We start from the raw sequence: 14,159 nt of genomic DNA, 5'->3' as shown, positions 1-14,159 counted from the left end.
GCTTAACGGTGTGCCGAAGCTGTGGAGCGAGACGATCGAGACGCACCGCCGAGCAGTGCAGGAGGCGATCCTCGAGGCGACGGCGGAGCTGGTGACCCAGAACGGGCCGCTGGCGGTCACCATGTCGCAGATTGCCGAACGGGCGGATATCGGCCGGGCGACGTTGTACAAGTACTTCCCAGATGTTCAGTCCATCCTCGTCGCCTGGCATGACCGCGAGGTCTCGGCACACCTCGAGGTGCTTGCCCACGCGCAAGAGCAGGGGGGCGATCCCGGCAAGAGGCTGGAGGCGGTACTGGAGGCCTACGCCCTGATCCAGTACGAGCGGGCCCGCCGTCACGGCGGGGGGAGCCTTGACACCAAGCTGGCCTTGCTGCTGCGCCAGGGCGACCATGTCGCACACGCGGAGCGCCGTATTCACGAGATGGTCCGGGACGTGCTGGCCGGGGCCGCCGCGTCGGGCCGTGTCCGGGACGATGTCGCTCCCGCCGAACTGGCGGCCTACTGCCTTTCTGCCCTGCAAGCCGCCCGGAGCCTGCCGTCTGCCGCCGCGGCGCGCCGTCTGGTCGCCGTCACCCTCGCCGGGCTGCAGCCCGGCGGTTCTGTCTGACTCGGCTCACTCTGCACGCGCCGGGATGACCCTGACATGAGGAATGGGTCAGCAGACGGCGCCCTAGGGGTGCATCCCGCCGGATTCGGTATGCCACGATCCGTGCTCGACGCTCCTTCTTCAAACCCTGATGTGACGGGCCGTCGATCTGCCGGCGGTATGAGCAGCCTGTTCTTCCCTCCCCTCGCACCAACCGCAGTGGGGTTCGGCTACATCTCCCTCGCGCTCGGCGGACTCAGCACGGTGTTCACGGAATCGACAAGGGGGGTTACTCATGGCCGCTGCGGCAACCCTCCCCTCCTGCCTCGCCATGAGGCGCAGGTGACCCCACCTGGCGACAACGCCGCGCTGCTAAATCCTGACCCTCGGCTTCGCTCAGGGCCTGAGCGCATTCTTTGAGGGCGTTTCCTTCATCACGAATATCGCCAGTAGCATCTCGAGAGGTACCAATCTCGTGAGGGGCGGGAGGCGGCAAGGTCAAATAAGCGTTCGGCGACGCCGCCGGTTCGCCCTATTTAGGCGTCACCAGATTGTTCGCTTGACCGATATCTGTGACTAGCTGCGCTGTGGGGCCTGTTCTCAGGACCCACAGCGGCAAAAAGAGAAACTGAAATGCTTCACGCTCCTCACATATCGGCAAGCGTCTGGTAGATCATCGCTGTCGCTGCCGTTATGACGCTCGCCTTCCTAGCTGTCCGGATGCCGATGATGCCGACGTCTCGGGCGGCGGTACCAGCCTCGACCGAGCCCTTCCCTGCCACCAGCAACCGCCAGTACTCAGCCTCAAGTTCCGGCCTCAGCGGTATTTCCTTTAGCCCATAGGCGTGATGCCGGAAGCCGCGAAGCACCCAATCAGTTGAAATCGGGTTGTGGGCCGACAAACTCAAGTCGAAGCTTCGGCAGCCGGGCATCAACGGAACATGCGACGGATCATGTCCCGTTACCCCGGCCCGGATTACGAAAAGAGGAGACAATCCATGATTGCCAAGTACTTAGGTGTCTGCGCGACGTCAGCCGTGCTGGCGTTAGGCGTTGCCGGCTCCGCTTCCTCCGCCGCCTCGGCGGGCACCGCCGTACAGAAAACAGTCGGCTTCGACGTCATGTACGACAACCCCGGTACCTCGTTCCGGTACTTAGCCTGCTCCGACGGCTCGAACGGGTTCATCACGAGGGGGTATGAAACCCTGGGAGAGGTGGAGTCCTTTCCCAATGTCGTGGCCATCGATGAAATCGCGGGCTGGAACTCCTCATACTGCGGAGCAACGGTCAGAATCAGCTACGGCGGGAGGACGATCACTGCTGTCGCCGTCGACCACGCCGATAACGGAGCCCTGCTCTCCAAGGCAGCGATGAACACCTTGACCAACGGCCGAGCCGATGAGCTGGGCACGGTCAAGGCGACTGTTGAGGTAACACCACGCTGACCCGGGAGTTCGTCCGTCGCGGGGTGGGCTGGGCAGGCCAACCATGCGACGGGACTCAGGCGAGGCCCGGTCGATCGCCGGTACCGCCTCACTGACCGGATTCCCCGGAACCGGCATGCTCGATGGTGTCCTCGACGGGACACCATCGAGCCCTGCGAGTGCGGGACGCCAAGTGGTCGCTGCCCTCGGCAGCGCGTGAAGGCTCCCAGGACGGCAACTTGGTTGTCTCCTTGGCGAATCTGTGGCGCCAGATGCACACGGCCGACGCTCCGTCAGCTGAAGAGGCAGAGCCGGTCATGTCGTTCACCCAGGCCACCTTTCCTCCTGCGGCCACGTCCAGGTGTTTCCCGACCCGGCAGCCCTGGACCGGCTCCACCGCCGCGGTCCTGGCCGAACTTCACGACGAGTGGCAGGACTTCGACCGCCACTGCCTCTCCAAGGGCTCCATGGCCGAACTGTTCACCAACCAGCAGACCCCACGCAGCAGATGCCCGCCAAAGCGGAACCCAACGAACTCGAGTCACTACACCGCCTCACGGAACACCCTCTCCTCTCAAGGATGGTGGCGATCTCATTCACGGTGGCGCCGTTGCCCGCGACTGGAGCTCGCCCGCAACACCGTCCGTCGCCATGCCCGGGCCGACACCTGGGAGCGGCTCACTACCGACCGCTGGCAAAACCTTCCCAGCGTCCTGCCCCCGCTTCTTGCGAACTGCCGATCAGCCACTCACTCCGAAGGTTCCACCCGCAGCAGTGGTGCCGCCATGGTGGCCAGGACCACGGCGAGGCCCACCGCGCAGGACCAGAGGGCGAATTGGTTGCTGAAGACCCCGGCGGCGGTACCTGCGAGCAGGGAGCCCAGGGGCAGACTGGACATGATGCCCACTCGGGCGACGGAGTTGACCCGGCCCAGGACATGCTCGGGCGTGAGCCGCTGGCGCAGGGTCACCAGGGAGACGTTGATCAATGGTGAGCTGAAGCCGAAGGCGAACTGGGCCGCCGCGAAACCCGCCCAGGACCACGGCAGGGAGGTGGCCGCGAGCACGAATCCACCGCCGGTGAGCAGAGCGAGGCCCATGAGCACGGTGCGGGGCTCCCCCATGCGGCGGATGATGCGGGCCGTCAAGACCGAGCCGATGAGGGCTGCTGCTCCCTCCGCGGCAAGGCAAGCGCCGATGACCCGCGGCGAGAGGTTCAAGTCCCGTGCGGCATACAGCACATGAAGGGCCATCAGGCCCGCAGTGAACAGGTTGGACGCCGCTCCCGCGATGATCACCAACTGGATGGGGCGGTGACGTCGTACGAAGTGGAGTCCCTCGGCGAGGTCGGTCCGCAGTCCGCGCACGCCGTTCGGGCGCGATGGCGGGGAGGGCTTGGCCGAAGGGCGCCGAGTTGTCATGGCGAAGATGCAGGCCGCCGATACCGCGTACGACGCCGCGTCGACGGTCAGGGTACCGGCGGCGGAGAGCTGCACCACCAGGAATCCGGCTACCGTCGGACCGAGCAGCTGGGCGAAGGAACGGCTCATCTCCAGGCGGCTGTTGGCTCCGGCGAGGCGGTCCGGGGCCACGGTGAGCGGGACCAGGGTCTGGTAGGACACGTCGAAGAAGACGGCGAAGCAACCGGTGACGAAGGCCAGCACGAGCAGGGTCGGCACCGTGAGCAGGTCGACCGCGGCAAGCAGCGGAATCGCCCCGATCAGAACGGCCCGGCACACGTTGCACACGATCATCGTGCGGCGCTGGTCACGGCGGTCCGACCAGGCACCGGCGATCAGACCCAGGACCACGACGGGCAGCCACCCTGCGGCCGTGATCAGTCCCATCTCGGGGCCCGAGGCGTGCAGGACGAGCACCGCGGTCAGAGGCAGCGCCACCAGGGTGATCTGGGTGCCGAACAGCGACACGGTCTCGCCGCACCACAGCAGGCGAAAGTCCCTCTCGCGGCGGCGAGCCGACCGCTCGGAAGGATCCCGGTCCAGGTCTACGGCGCCTTCAGGGGGCCCCTCGACGGCCGTCATCGCGGGAACGCGGTGGTCGGGGAGCAGCGCCGGTGCGCACTCACCGCGCACGGCGGCTCTTGCGGCCTGACTGGGCCGGCGCTGCTCAGGTGTGGAGGGTGGGTGGCGATGGTTCGGCCCAGGTCCGGGGGCTCTGTGTGCGGCCGGGCGGCGGCGAGTTGGTCGTACGGCGGATGGTGCCGAAGGTCGGTGTGCATAGGGGGTTCCTGGGGTCAGAGAGTCGGCTGGAGGGGTGCGTTGGCCAGACAGGCGGCGAGCTTCTGCGGCAGGTGGTCGTATCCTCGCTCCAGGTGCTGAGTGCCGCCGATCTGTACCGGGCCGCCGGGCGATGCCAGGGCCGCGACCACGAGTGCCGCGGCGCAGCGTAGATCGGTTGCGCGCAGCCAGGTGCCCTCGGCAGCCGCTCGTAGCGGGGTGTCTCCGATCACGGCGCCGTCTGGTGTGCGTCGGGTGTCGGCGCCGAGTGCGGCAAGCCCGTCCAAGTGACGGTAGCGGCCGGTCCAGACGCCGTCGACGAGGCGGGTGGGTCCGGGGCACTGGGTGGCCAGCACGGTGAACAGCGGCTGCGAGTCACTGTAGATGGTGGTCGGGTCGACTCGTATCTCCGGAAGCGAGGCGAAGGCGCCGTCGAGCGGGCCGCGGACGGTGATGCCGCCGCCTGGGTGGCGGGTGAACCGGACTCCTGCGGCGTGCCACAGAGCATGTTCGGCGCTCAGCCCTTCCTTGATCAACTCTGGTGTCACATTGGCCAGTTGGATCGCACCGCCCGTGACGGCGGCGACGGTGGTCCAGGTGACCACTTCGAGCAGGTCCGGTGGCAGATCGTAGGTGAGGAGGTCACCGGGCCGGGCATGTGGGGTGATCTCCAGGCTGCCGCCGGACCACGTCACTCCGACGCCGTCCTGCTTCAACAGGTCGAGCAGAGCGCGCAGTTCAGCCTTCTGATAGGGCCGGTGCAGCACCGTGGTGCCCTCGGCGAAGGCGGCGGTGAGTACGGCTGCCTTGGTAGCGCCCGAGTACTCGGGTCCGGTGAGCGTGCGCTGGTCGTCGGCGAATGTCCCCAGGTCCAACTCGGTGGCCCTGAACCCGCCGTGCGGGAGGGTGAGTTCGCGCCGCCGCTCGTCGAAGCGGGCCCCGAAGCGTTCGACGACGCGCACGATGTGCCGCCAGGGCCGGGAGCCTTCGTCGGTCGTGCTGCCGATGGGGCAACCGCCGAACGAGGAGAAGCCGACCCGGCCGCGCAGTGCGAGCAGTGCGGGCAGGAGGTAGAGGCTGCCGTGGATGCTGGCCGCCTCGTTCGGCAGCACCGCACCCGGACCCGCGGTCCCAGCGGTCGGGTTGTTGGCCGCACCGGGCGCGAGGAGCAGGCTGGAGCCGGCCTGGGTGATGTCGATGCCGAGCCGGGGCAGCAAGTCCAGGTAGGTGCGGGTCTCCAGGATGTCCGGCACGTTGGTGAGCACCGTGCGCCGGCCCACGCCTATTGCGTACGCGATGGCCAGCACCTGGACGTGCTTGAAGCCCGAGACGGTGACGGTGCCGTGCACGGGGGCACCGCCGCGTACCACGAGACTGGAGAGCGGCCGTGTGGAGGAGTGCAGCGAGAGGTCGATGCTCATGCCTGGCTCTGCCTTTCGAGAAGTGTGGAGGACTGCTGTTGCAGCAGGTCGGCCAGGGGGTGCAGATCTCCCCATACCGGTGTGTCCACGCTCTCCGGCGCGGCGTCTGCGGGGTGCTCGGCACGGTCGAGCAGGGCGGTTCGGAATCCGTGTTCGCGCGGCCCGACGACGTCGCAGTCCACCCGGTCGCCGATGAACAGGACTTGTTCGGCGGCGAGCGGACTCAGCTGTCGCAGGGCGGTGGTGAACATGCGCGGGTGCGGCTTGCGCGCCCCGACGCGGCAGGACACCACGCAGGCCTGCGGTCGCAGCGCCTCGGGGAGCAGGGCGTGCAGCTTGCCCTCCACGTCCGGCGAGGCGTTGGAGCACAGCACCCAGGGCACACGGTGAGCGTGCAGGGCTTCCAGGGCGGGGCGTACGTCGGGGAAGAGTTCCAGGCGGCGGTCGGTGATGACGGCGCGTAGTTCGTCGATCAGCCCGGGTGTGACGGGCACGCCGGCGTACCGGGCGGCCGCGGTCCAGCTCTCCTCTTCCCAGGCGGTGTAGGCCTCAGGGCTGGCCGCGTCGTCGAACTGGGACGTGCCGTTGACTCCTTCGACCAGGCTGACCAGGTGCCTGGTGTCGAGCTGGTCCGGGTCGGGCGCCGCTGCGTACAGGACCTGGGCGGGGCTGCCGATGGTGCCGGGTTGCCATCGGCCGAGCGTTCCGAAGAAGTCGAACGCCACGGCGTGTATGGGGGGTATCGGGGGCGGGTTACGCGAGTTGGTCACCCGCGGCTCGTCCTGGGACATGACTTGCTCCTGTCGGATTGCATCGGATTGCATCGGGATGAGTCGGGTTGAGTCGGGTGAGGAGGTCGGCGGCGTCGGTGTCGCGCCCGACGAACACCGGGCGCAGTCGGTGTGCCGCGGCCAGGCGGTGAGTGGCGGGCAGTTCGACGCGGCGGTAGCGCAGGGCGGTGCGGGCGATGCCGGTGAGGCCGCGGCCGGCCTGCAGGCGGCCGGTGGCGCGCAGGGCGCGTGGCAGGTCCTCGACCCGGCCGAGGTAGATGCCCAGGGTGCGTCGGGCCAGGCGGACCAGGCACCGGGCGGGACCCGGATCGACGATCACGAGATGGGTGGCGCGGCGCAGCCGGACGTGGAGGGTCGCCTGGAAGTTGCCCGCGATGATCCAGCGCTCCTGGGAGGTGACGGCCAGTTGGCGCGCATGCCATTCGGCGCTGCCCGGTCGGCTCCATCCCGCTGCCCAGTACAGGTCGTCGAGGTCGTGCAGGGGCAGCGCGGTGTGCGCCGCGAGGCGGGCGGCCAGGTGTGTCTTGCCCGCGCCCGGCGGTCCGGCGACGACGACTCTCATGGCCTCTCCTTCCAGTCCTTCCAGTGGGCGTGCACGAGCAGTGCACGTCGTGGCGCGCGGGCCTGTGCGGTGACGGGAAGCACCTCGTGCCATGAGGTTTCCGAGCGGGCGAAGGCGAGAGAATTCCCGTCCCCGGGCACGAACGTCGTCGTGGGTCTGAGCGCTGTTGCAGAGGCGTACAGGCTCAGTCCGCCGCCCCATTGCGGGCGCCAGCCGGGACAGAGGTAGATGTTCTGCGAGTAGGCCTTTTCCGGGCGGTCGGTATGGCGGGACATCCAGCCGCCGTGGGCGTACTCGGTCAGGCGTATCTCGACGTCGACGGGCGCTTCGGGCAGGCCGAGCAGCCGTAGCAGGCGGTGGCTGTAGTCCGGTGAGGTCAGCTCGCGCACGACCGAGTGCCATAGGGCGTCGAGGCGTGCCAGTTCGGGGGCCGGGTCGCCGTGGTGATGCAGGGTCAGGGCGTTCACGGCGTACGTCTTGTCGCCGCCCCGGCGGCTGCGGGCCGATCTCAGCAGTGAGGTGGGGAAGGCGGCGCTGAGCTGGGCGGCGGTGGCTGCGGAGAGCAGGCTGCCCGGGGCGAACACGACGTGCCGGAAGGGCAGTTCATGGCGCGCGGTCGGCTCGGGGCGCAGCAGTGGTGGGGGCGCTGGTGGCGCGGCGGGGAGGGGGGTCATCGGGCCCTCCGGTGCGTGGTCATCGAGCCCTCTGGCGAGTGGTCGTCGGGCGCTCCGGTGAGTGGTTTCATCGGGCCCTCCAACGGGTGCGCCAGGCCCAGATCTGCGAGCCGCTGACCACTACGGCCCGCAGCGTGTGCAGTTGGTCGGTGATGTCGTCGGGCACGGGCAGGGGCAGGCGCTCCGGGGCGCTCCCGAGGGTGGCCTGGCGCGCGGGGGGCGAGGCGGCGCTGTTCTTGAAGGCGGCCTTCCAGACGAGGTGGCAGCGGCCGTGGACCGTCTCGGGGCTCACCTCCAGGGCGGGGCGTGGGCCGGGCACCAGGCGGAAGGTGACGCAGGAGCCTTCTTCGGAGTCCGGGGTGAGGCGGCGGTTGCCGCAGTGCGGGCAGTCGTGGCGTGTGTAGCCGGTGTCGCCCAGCAGATCGCGGTAGCCGATCACCCGCAGGCGTCGGCCGCAGGCCTCGCAGCCCTCTTGACCGGCCCGTTCCCGCTTGGGCCACATGGCCGAGGTCAGCAGTTCGCCGGGGTCGTGGCGCTCCAGGAGCAGATGGAGGGTGTCGGCGACGGCCTCCGCCCAGGTGTCCAGGAGTTGCCGGGTGGCCTCCTGGCCGCCGGGGTGGGTGACGAGACCGTGCGTGGCGCCGTTGGCGAGTCGGCGAACGGCGGTGAACCGGGAGGCCTCGTGACGGCGGCGCAGGTCCGCGAGTCGCTCGCCGAGGGTGAGAGCGTTCTGGCGGGCGGGACTGGTGACGAGTGCGGTCGTCAGCTGGCCGTAGACCAGCCGCATCCGTTCCATGTCCGCGCGGTGCCCGGCCAGGTCATCGGGGCGTGGCTCCCAGTCGGGCACGACGCGCACCGTGTCCTCGGGGACGTCGGCGGGCAGCACTGTGTGGCGGTGGCCGTAGACGCTGTCGATGCCGGGGCGCAACGGCACGTCGTCGAGTTCCCGTACCGCGAAGTGGCTTTCGCCTGGGGCGGGTTCAAGGATGCGGCGTACGGTCACGCCGGTGCCGGTGTGGGGCTGGTCGTCGGCGTCGGGCCCCGTGGGTGTGCCGAAGAAGCGATAGCGGATCCGGCCTCGCCCGGACACGTCGTCGAGGTAGTCACGTACGCGAGCGGGGGCGGCCGTACGGGCCAGCGCGTGCAGGCCACTGGTGATGGCCGGTGAGGCGGAGGCGTTGCCGGACGGGGCAAGGACCCTGGCGGCATAGCCGTCGAGGAATCCGACGACGACGTTGGTGGTCGAAGGGAACGCGGGGTCGACGAGCACCCCGGCCTTGCACGCGACGAGCAGGACACTGCCCGCCTTGATGTCTCGGCACAGCAGTACGCTGCGGTGATCACGCGCGCGCTTGCACCGCACCCCCTCACGGCAGCCGCGCTCCAGTGGCCGCCCCGTCGCCAGATCCAGCTCGACAGGGGTGTACAGGCCGCAGGCCACGAGGTCGCCCAGGTCGAGGTGGCCGCCGTCGCCGTGGGCGACGACGACGAGTTGCCGTACTCCGGTGGTCAGGACGTGGCGCAGCGCGGCGGCGTCCAGAACCACGTCCTCGCCGTCGAGCAGGCGGGTGCCGTGCAGGGTGTCGATCAGGAGGGTGTCGTACTGCCATGTGGTGTCGGCGAGTCGGTGGCCTTTGGCGCGGGTGAAGCGGACCCCTTCGGGCCCCAGGCCGAGGACGCCGTCCTGGTGCGCGTGCAGGTTGCGGTACAGGCCGTTGAGGTCCTCGGATGCTGTTTCGGCGTCCGGTCCGGAGGTGGGGCACAGCAGTGGGTACGGCGGCTTGGCGGCCGGCGGGTGCAGTGCGGGCTTTAGGCCGTACCAGGCGGCGGCGTCGTGCCAGTGGTGCGCGGCTCTGCGCGGCGGAGCGTGAGTGGTGGTCTCGGCAGAGTGAGTGGTGGTGGTCTTGTTCATGCCGCTTCCGCCCCCGCCAGGCAGCCCTGCAGGGCGTCCAAGAAACGGTCGCCGACCGGGCCATGAGCCACGGTGAACCGCACGTGGTGCTGGAGTGCGGTGGTCGTCCCCATGTCGCGTACCCGGTACCCGGCATGCGACAGCCCGGCCGTCAGCTCGGTGGCTGCGTGCGCGCTGGGGCGGGGTACGTGCAGGAAGTTGCCCCCCGAGGGCGGCACCCGGTACCCGAGTGCGGCCAGGCGCCGTCGGAAAGTCTCCCGGGTCGTGGCCACGTCCCGCCACACTTCTGTGAAGCGGTCGTAGACCCTGCTGGTGCGGGTCAGCGCGTGCAGCGCGAGGACACTCACGTGGTCCTCCTGGCGGGCGGCGCGCAACCGGTGGACCAGTTCGGCGGAGCCAGCCGCGACGGCAAGTCGGCCGCCGGCGAAGCCGAACATCTTCGACCAGCTGAGCAGCACCAAGCAGTGCGCTCCGGCGAGGCGTACGACGTCGAGCGGGCTGCCGGCGAATCCCGCGTAGCAGCCGTCTACGACGAGCAAGTGGCCCTTGCGGCGGCAGAGTTCGGCGAGAGCGGCGACTTCGTCGAGCTCGGGCGTGTACCCGGCGGGGCCGTTCGGCCAGGACACCACGACGAGGGCGGGCGCAGCCGAGGACGCGGCACGCAGGACGGGGTCGAGTGAATCAGCGGCGCCCTCCGGCGTGGGCAGCCGCTCGATCCGCCAGGGTCCTGACTCCACCGCCTGCGTCCAAGCCTCGTAGTTGGGCTCCTGCAGCAGCAGCCCGCCAGGGAACGCGCCGCGCAACGAGGCGAGCAGGAGCCGGATCACGGAGTCGGAGCCTGGGGCGAGCAGCAGCTGTGCCGGGTCGCGGCCGAGCAGCTGCCCTGCTGCGGCGGCCGCCGGCTCTTGGACCGGGTAGTGGCCCAGGGCGGCCGGATCGAAACCGTCGATCAGCTCGCCCACCAGGGCCCCGGCCAGCGGGTGATACAGCTCGTTCGAGCTGAGGTTGACGCGCGGGTCGGAGGCCCGTCGGTCGCGTACGACGGGGAGCGGCAACTGGTGCGCTCCTGCGCCGGGCGCGGTCATCGAGTTCGCGGTCGTCGGATTCGCGGTCATCGGCTCCGCGGTCAACGAGTTCGCGGTCATCGGCTCCGCCGTCATCGGGTCCGCTCCAGGCGACGGGGGATGCGTTCGGTCACCGGCGTCACCCAGTCCTCGCGTCCGTAGACGAAGCCGTACAGGTCGTGGGCGGTATCGGCGTCCGCGACGTCGTCGGGGTGCAGGAGCTGGCGGTTGAAGTCGGCGGCGTCGTCCGGGGTGACGGCGCTGCGCAGCCGGTCCATGGACGAGTACACGGTCGGCCTGACCCGGCCTTGCCCGGCACGAATGGTGCGGGAAGTGTGCGCGATGCCCTCGGGAGTGGTGCCCGGAAGCCCGACGATGACGAAGCAGTTCAGTTCGACGCCGAGGCGCGCGCAGGCGTCGGCGAGCCGCTCGTAGCGGTCCTGTTCAAGGCGCTTGAGCCTGGGCAGTGCCGCATGGCCTGCCGGGTCGAGGGTCTCCACGCCTACGCTGACGCGCACGCAACCGGAGGCGGCCATCAGCTCGAGGAGCGGCTCGCCGAGATGCGCGATGGTGGTCGCGCACTTCCAGGGGTACGGGCTGCCGAGGTCGATCAGTTCCCGGCTCAGCCGCTCAGTCCACTTGCGGTCAAGCGTGAACGTGGGCGCGTAGAAGGCGACGTACTCGAACGGGTGGCGAGCGAAGCAGTCCTGGATGTAGTTGATGGTCCGTTCCACGGACAGCCTGCGGTCGCGCAGCCCCTGGAAGGTGGGGACTTCGCAGAACGAGCAGCCGACCGGACAGCCGCGGGAGGCCGGCACGACCAGTTCGCGGCGCTGCGGGATGCCGCAAAACTTGTTCTGGTCTCTCTGGTACATGCGTTCATACGCCTCGTAAGGGATTTCCTCGACGTCGGGCAGCACCCAGGCGTCGGCGGGCAGGAACGTCCCGGCCGGTACACCGGCAGGGTCCTGGCCGCGCAGCGCGACTCCGGGCAACGGCCCCTGAGGGTCGACCAAGTGGCGTACGTAGGCGGCCACCCCTGCTTCCGGATCGCCGCCGACGACGACCGCGTCAAGGTCGTACGCCTCGAAGGAACGGGCGGCCTGGGCGCTCAGCCGCCCGGCGGTGACCACCTTGGTGCCGGGAGAAAGGGTGCGGACGTACTTCACCAGGCGGGGCAGGTCGTCGACGTTGTCGAAGTCGTTGATGACGGCGACCACATCGGCCCGCTCCTGGTAGAGCAGGTCACCGATCTCCTTCCAGGTGTAGTTGAGAGCACCCGCGTCGACTGCCCGCACCTGGTCCACCTCAGGAAGGGCGCGGAGGTAGTTGGCGGTAAGAAACGTGCTGATGTGATGCCCGGCGTTGAAATAACTCGGGACATGAGGGGGCCAGATGACCAGGACCTTCACTTGTCTTCACCTCTCGATTCCGTCAGCCGGGTACGGGCACGCCGCAGCACGGCGGCGTTGATGCCGAGCAGTTGCTCTGCATCGGCCATGAGCGGGGCGCGGCGGTGCAGGACGTCCAGGACGTGCTGCGGCACGCTCGGCGGGAGCTGGCAGCGGCGCAGCACCTGAGCGGCCGTCTCGCCACGTTGGGAGGCGTACTCGGCCAGCCAGTCCGGGCGGGACGCGAGCGCCGACCCGGTGCGCAGGAACTCCTGGGTGTTGGGGCCGTCGCTGGCCCCGAGCACGTGCAGGAGGAGCAGAACCACCAGGCCGGTGCGGTCCTTGCCCAGGCGGCAACCCACGACAACTGGCCCCGCGTCGTCGGCCACGACGGTGAGCAGGCGCCCGAGAATCGCACCGGCAGCCGGGATCATGCGTACGTACTGCTCGGCGAAATAGGCGGGCCCGCGATCCTCGGGACGGACCCGGTGACCGTCCGGATCGACCAGCGGATGGTGGTGCAGGACCACGTCGTCGCGCCGTCCTACGGCCTCGCCCTCCCATTCCCCGGCGGACCGCAGATCAAAGAAATGCACTGGGCGGATACCCGTGGAATCGCCGAGTGGTGAACCGCGTCGCTCCTCACCGAGTGCGACCAGACCACCCTCAACCGACGCCGGAATACGGGATTTCAGCGCGGCAGTCCGATAGATCACGCCTTCGGCGGTGCGTAGCCCTCCAGCAACAGGGATTCCGCCGATATCGCGGGTATTGAGATACGCGGCATTCCACGCGTTCACAGGGTTGTGGGGTTGGCGCGCCGGAGGGGTGCTGGAACGCGGGGGCACCCCCGCGCCCCAGCCCTGGATCACTCCGAGTCGGAAACGACGTCGTTGTCGACGACGACCTTCTCCTCGGCGTCCCAGTCCGCGGAGACGTCCTTGGCGACCTCAGTCTCCCAGTCCGCCGAAACGTCCTTGGCGACCTCAGTCTCCCAGTCCGCCGAAACGTCCTTGGCGACCTCAGTCTCCCAGCCGTCCTTCGACGAGTTGATCTCGGGCTGCTCAGCCACGGGGATCTTCCCTTCTCTATTAGACTTCTGCTAGCGAGGAACAGACGCATGCTCTGTGCCGCCGAGAACCCTCCCAATGAACCACGCAATTCACAAGACAACTTTCTTCGATTCCATCGAAATTCAAGTGAATGTAGAGGAATCCTGGATGCCTTCCCCAGCCTCATATCGGGGATCTATGTGCATAATCGTGCCACTGACCTCGCGACCGCCCGGAAATCACAGAGGAGATCCGCATGCAGTATGCCGAGCAGATCAAGGAGTTCCTCGCCGCCGAGCTCCCGGCCGGGGCATCGACCGCCGAACTCGACCCGGACCTGGACCTGTTGGAGCACGGAGTCCTGGACAGCCTCGGTGTACTTCAGCTGATCGACTGGATCTGCGACCGGTACGGCGTGCGGCGCGACGGGGTCGAGGTGGAACTGGAGGACATCCAATCGATACGCGCGATCGACTCCTTCATTCAGAGTCAGGTTCGGGCGGGCAACGATGCTGACGCGGTGGGTGCGCGGTAGTTGGACGCGCAGGAGTCGGTTGCGCAGTAGTCGGAGGCGGTGGGCGCGCGGTAGTCGCGTGGACGGCATCAGTGCGTGCTGCCGATGGTGCTGCGCGCCGCAAGGCGGAAGTCCTTGACCGCTTCGTACAGGGCTCGTTCGCGCTCGGCTGCGAGGGCTGCGTCTTCGGCCTTGCGGGAGGTGTCTCCCGCGTGGGCGTTCTTGACCATCGAGCGCATGACCTCGGAGAGGCTGCTGGACGCTTGGGTGACGCGTTCGGCGACTTCCACAAGGGCTGCCGGCCCTTCCAGGATGACGACCTCCGCGGCGCGGTGGACCTCTCGGGCCAGGACGACGAAGCGGTGCACTCTCTCGTCGACCTCGAACAGGTCGGGTTCGTCCGCCCGCAGGGCGTCGAGGATGGCGTCCATGGCGATATCGCGGTCGTGCAGCGCGCTGAGGTAGCCGGCGTAGGCGTCTCGATGCTGAACTCCCCGATATAGCCGGGTGGTTCAGAAAGACAGCCGTG

General features: G+C 68.8%; 15 protein-coding genes. 3 read left to right on the top strand and 12 right to left on the bottom strand.

Going from position 1 to position 14,159, the window contains the following annotated elements; all coding sequences use genetic code 11:
• The first annotated feature begins 10 nt into the window (after positions 1 to 10).
• Positions 11 to 610 carry a TetR/AcrR family transcriptional regulator gene (locus tag ACIBKX_RS33910; protein WP_363276289.1) on the top strand — a complete coding sequence of 200 codons (600 nt, stop codon included), beginning with the start codon at positions 11 to 13 and terminating at the stop codon, positions 608 to 610.
• A 626-nt stretch (positions 611 to 1,236) separates the two neighbouring features.
• Here ACIBKX_RS33910 and ACIBKX_RS33905 read toward each other — a convergent pair.
• Positions 1,237 to 1,458 (bottom strand): hypothetical protein, encoded by a 222-nt coding sequence (locus ACIBKX_RS33905; RefSeq protein ID WP_363276290.1) that lies wholly within the window; start codon positions 1,456 to 1,458, stop codon positions 1,237 to 1,239.
• 129 nt (positions 1,459 to 1,587) lie between these two features.
• On the opposite strand from ACIBKX_RS33905, the gene ACIBKX_RS33900 reads away from it, so the two are divergent.
• Positions 1,588 to 2,034 (top strand): hypothetical protein, encoded by a 447-nt coding sequence (locus ACIBKX_RS33900; RefSeq protein WP_363276291.1) that lies wholly within the window; start codon positions 1,588 to 1,590, stop codon positions 2,032 to 2,034.
• A 727-nt stretch (positions 2,035 to 2,761) separates the two neighbouring features.
• On the opposite strand, the gene ACIBKX_RS33895 is transcribed toward ACIBKX_RS33900, so the two are convergent.
• The 10 genes from ACIBKX_RS33895 to ACIBKX_RS33850 form a co-directional block, all read right to left on the bottom strand.
• Positions 2,762 to 4,105, bottom strand: coding sequence for an MFS transporter (locus tag ACIBKX_RS33895; protein ID WP_363276292.1), 1,344 nt, complete (start codon positions 4,103 to 4,105; stop codon positions 2,762 to 2,764).
• A gap of 161 nt (positions 4,106 to 4,266) precedes the next feature.
• Positions 4,267 to 5,670, bottom strand: coding sequence for a hypothetical protein (locus ACIBKX_RS33890; protein WP_363276293.1), 1,404 nt, complete (start codon positions 5,668 to 5,670; stop codon positions 4,267 to 4,269).
• A complete protein-coding gene (locus tag ACIBKX_RS33885) occupies positions 5,667 to 6,461 on the bottom strand; it encodes an HAD family hydrolase (protein ID WP_363276294.1) in 795 nt (264 codons plus the stop codon). The genes ACIBKX_RS33890 and ACIBKX_RS33885 overlap by 4 nt, the downstream gene beginning before the upstream one ends.
• On the bottom strand, positions 6,424 to 7,023 hold the full coding sequence (locus ACIBKX_RS33880) for a hypothetical protein (RefSeq protein WP_363276295.1): 600 nt from the start codon (positions 7,021 to 7,023) through the stop codon (positions 6,424 to 6,426). The genes ACIBKX_RS33885 and ACIBKX_RS33880 overlap by 38 nt, the downstream gene beginning before the upstream one ends.
• A complete protein-coding gene (locus tag ACIBKX_RS33875; RefSeq protein ID WP_363276296.1) occupies positions 7,020 to 7,697 on the bottom strand; it encodes a 2OG-Fe(II) oxygenase in 678 nt (225 codons plus the stop codon). The genes ACIBKX_RS33880 and ACIBKX_RS33875 overlap by 4 nt, the downstream gene beginning before the upstream one ends.
• 67 nt (positions 7,698 to 7,764) lie before the next feature.
• Positions 7,765 to 9,609, bottom strand: a complete 1,845-nt coding sequence (locus tag ACIBKX_RS33870; RefSeq protein WP_363276297.1) for a hypothetical protein — start codon at positions 9,607 to 9,609, stop codon at positions 7,765 to 7,767.
• Positions 9,606 to 10,769 (bottom strand): aminotransferase class I/II-fold pyridoxal phosphate-dependent enzyme, encoded by a 1,164-nt coding sequence (locus tag ACIBKX_RS33865; RefSeq protein ID WP_363276298.1) that lies wholly within the window; start codon positions 10,767 to 10,769, stop codon positions 9,606 to 9,608. Before ACIBKX_RS33865 ends, ACIBKX_RS33870 begins: the two co-directional genes overlap by 4 nt.
• Positions 10,766 to 12,085 carry a radical SAM protein gene (locus ACIBKX_RS33860; RefSeq protein ID WP_363276299.1) on the bottom strand — a complete coding sequence of 440 codons (1,320 nt, stop codon included), beginning with the start codon at positions 12,083 to 12,085 and terminating at the stop codon, positions 10,766 to 10,768. The genes ACIBKX_RS33865 and ACIBKX_RS33860 overlap by 4 nt, the downstream gene beginning before the upstream one ends.
• Entirely contained in the window at positions 12,082 to 12,864 is a 783-nt protein-coding gene (locus ACIBKX_RS33855) for a tyrosine-protein phosphatase (protein ID WP_363276300.1), read from the bottom strand. The genes ACIBKX_RS33860 and ACIBKX_RS33855 overlap by 4 nt, the downstream gene beginning before the upstream one ends.
• A 68-nt stretch (positions 12,865 to 12,932) precedes the next feature.
• Positions 12,933 to 13,136, bottom strand: a complete 204-nt coding sequence (locus tag ACIBKX_RS33850) for a hypothetical protein (protein ID WP_399376808.1) — start codon at positions 13,134 to 13,136, stop codon at positions 12,933 to 12,935.
• 236 nt (positions 13,137 to 13,372) lie between these two features.
• On the opposite strand from ACIBKX_RS33850, the gene ACIBKX_RS33845 reads away from it, so the two are divergent.
• On the top strand, positions 13,373 to 13,651 hold the full coding sequence (locus ACIBKX_RS33845; RefSeq protein ID WP_363276301.1) for an acyl carrier protein: 279 nt from the start codon (positions 13,373 to 13,375) through the stop codon (positions 13,649 to 13,651).
• Positions 13,652 to 13,719: 68 nt separating this feature from the next.
• Here the strand turns inward: ACIBKX_RS33845 and ACIBKX_RS33840 are convergent, their stop codons facing one another.
• The gene (locus tag ACIBKX_RS33840) at positions 13,720 to 14,061 is read right to left on the bottom strand and encodes a hypothetical protein (protein ID WP_363276302.1); all 342 of its coding nucleotides are present in this window, start codon (positions 14,059 to 14,061) and stop codon (positions 13,720 to 13,722) included.
• Positions 14,062 to 14,159 lie beyond the last annotated feature (98 nt).

The sequence above is a fragment of the Streptomyces sp. NPDC050658 genome, assembly GCF_044457025.1.
GTDB lineage: Bacteria > Actinomycetota > Actinomycetes > Streptomycetales > Streptomycetaceae > Streptomyces.
Note: the sequence above shows the minus strand (reverse complement) of the source record. Positions and strands in the feature narration are given on the sequence as shown.

Excerpts from the sequence above, each read along its gene's own strand:
- ACIBKX_RS33840 (WP_363276302.1), bottom strand. The coding sequence starts at position 14,061 with ATGGACGCCATCCTCGACGCCCTGCGGGCGGACGAACCCGACCTGTTC.
- ACIBKX_RS33875 (WP_363276296.1), bottom strand. The coding sequence starts at position 7,697 with ATGACCCCCCTCCCCGCCGCGCCACCAGCGCCCCCACCACTGCTGCGC.
- ACIBKX_RS33880 (WP_363276295.1), bottom strand. The coding sequence starts at position 7,023 with ATGAGAGTCGTCGTCGCCGGACCGCCGGGCGCGGGCAAGACACACCTG.
- ACIBKX_RS33865 (WP_363276298.1), bottom strand. The coding sequence starts at position 10,769 with ATGACGGCGGAGCCGATGACCGCGAACTCGTTGACCGCGGAGCCGATG.
- ACIBKX_RS33890 (WP_363276293.1), bottom strand. The coding sequence starts at position 5,670 with ATGAGCATCGACCTCTCGCTGCACTCCTCCACACGGCCGCTCTCCAGT.
- ACIBKX_RS33845 (WP_363276301.1), top strand. The coding sequence starts at position 13,373 with ATGCAGTATGCCGAGCAGATCAAGGAGTTCCTCGCCGCCGAGCTCCCG.
- ACIBKX_RS33870 (WP_363276297.1), bottom strand. The coding sequence starts at position 9,609 with ATGAACAAGACCACCACCACTCACTCTGCCGAGACCACCACTCACGCT.
- ACIBKX_RS33885 (WP_363276294.1), bottom strand. The coding sequence starts at position 6,461 with ATGTCCCAGGACGAGCCGCGGGTGACCAACTCGCGTAACCCGCCCCCG.
- ACIBKX_RS33900 (WP_363276291.1), top strand. The coding sequence starts at position 1,588 with ATGATTGCCAAGTACTTAGGTGTCTGCGCGACGTCAGCCGTGCTGGCG.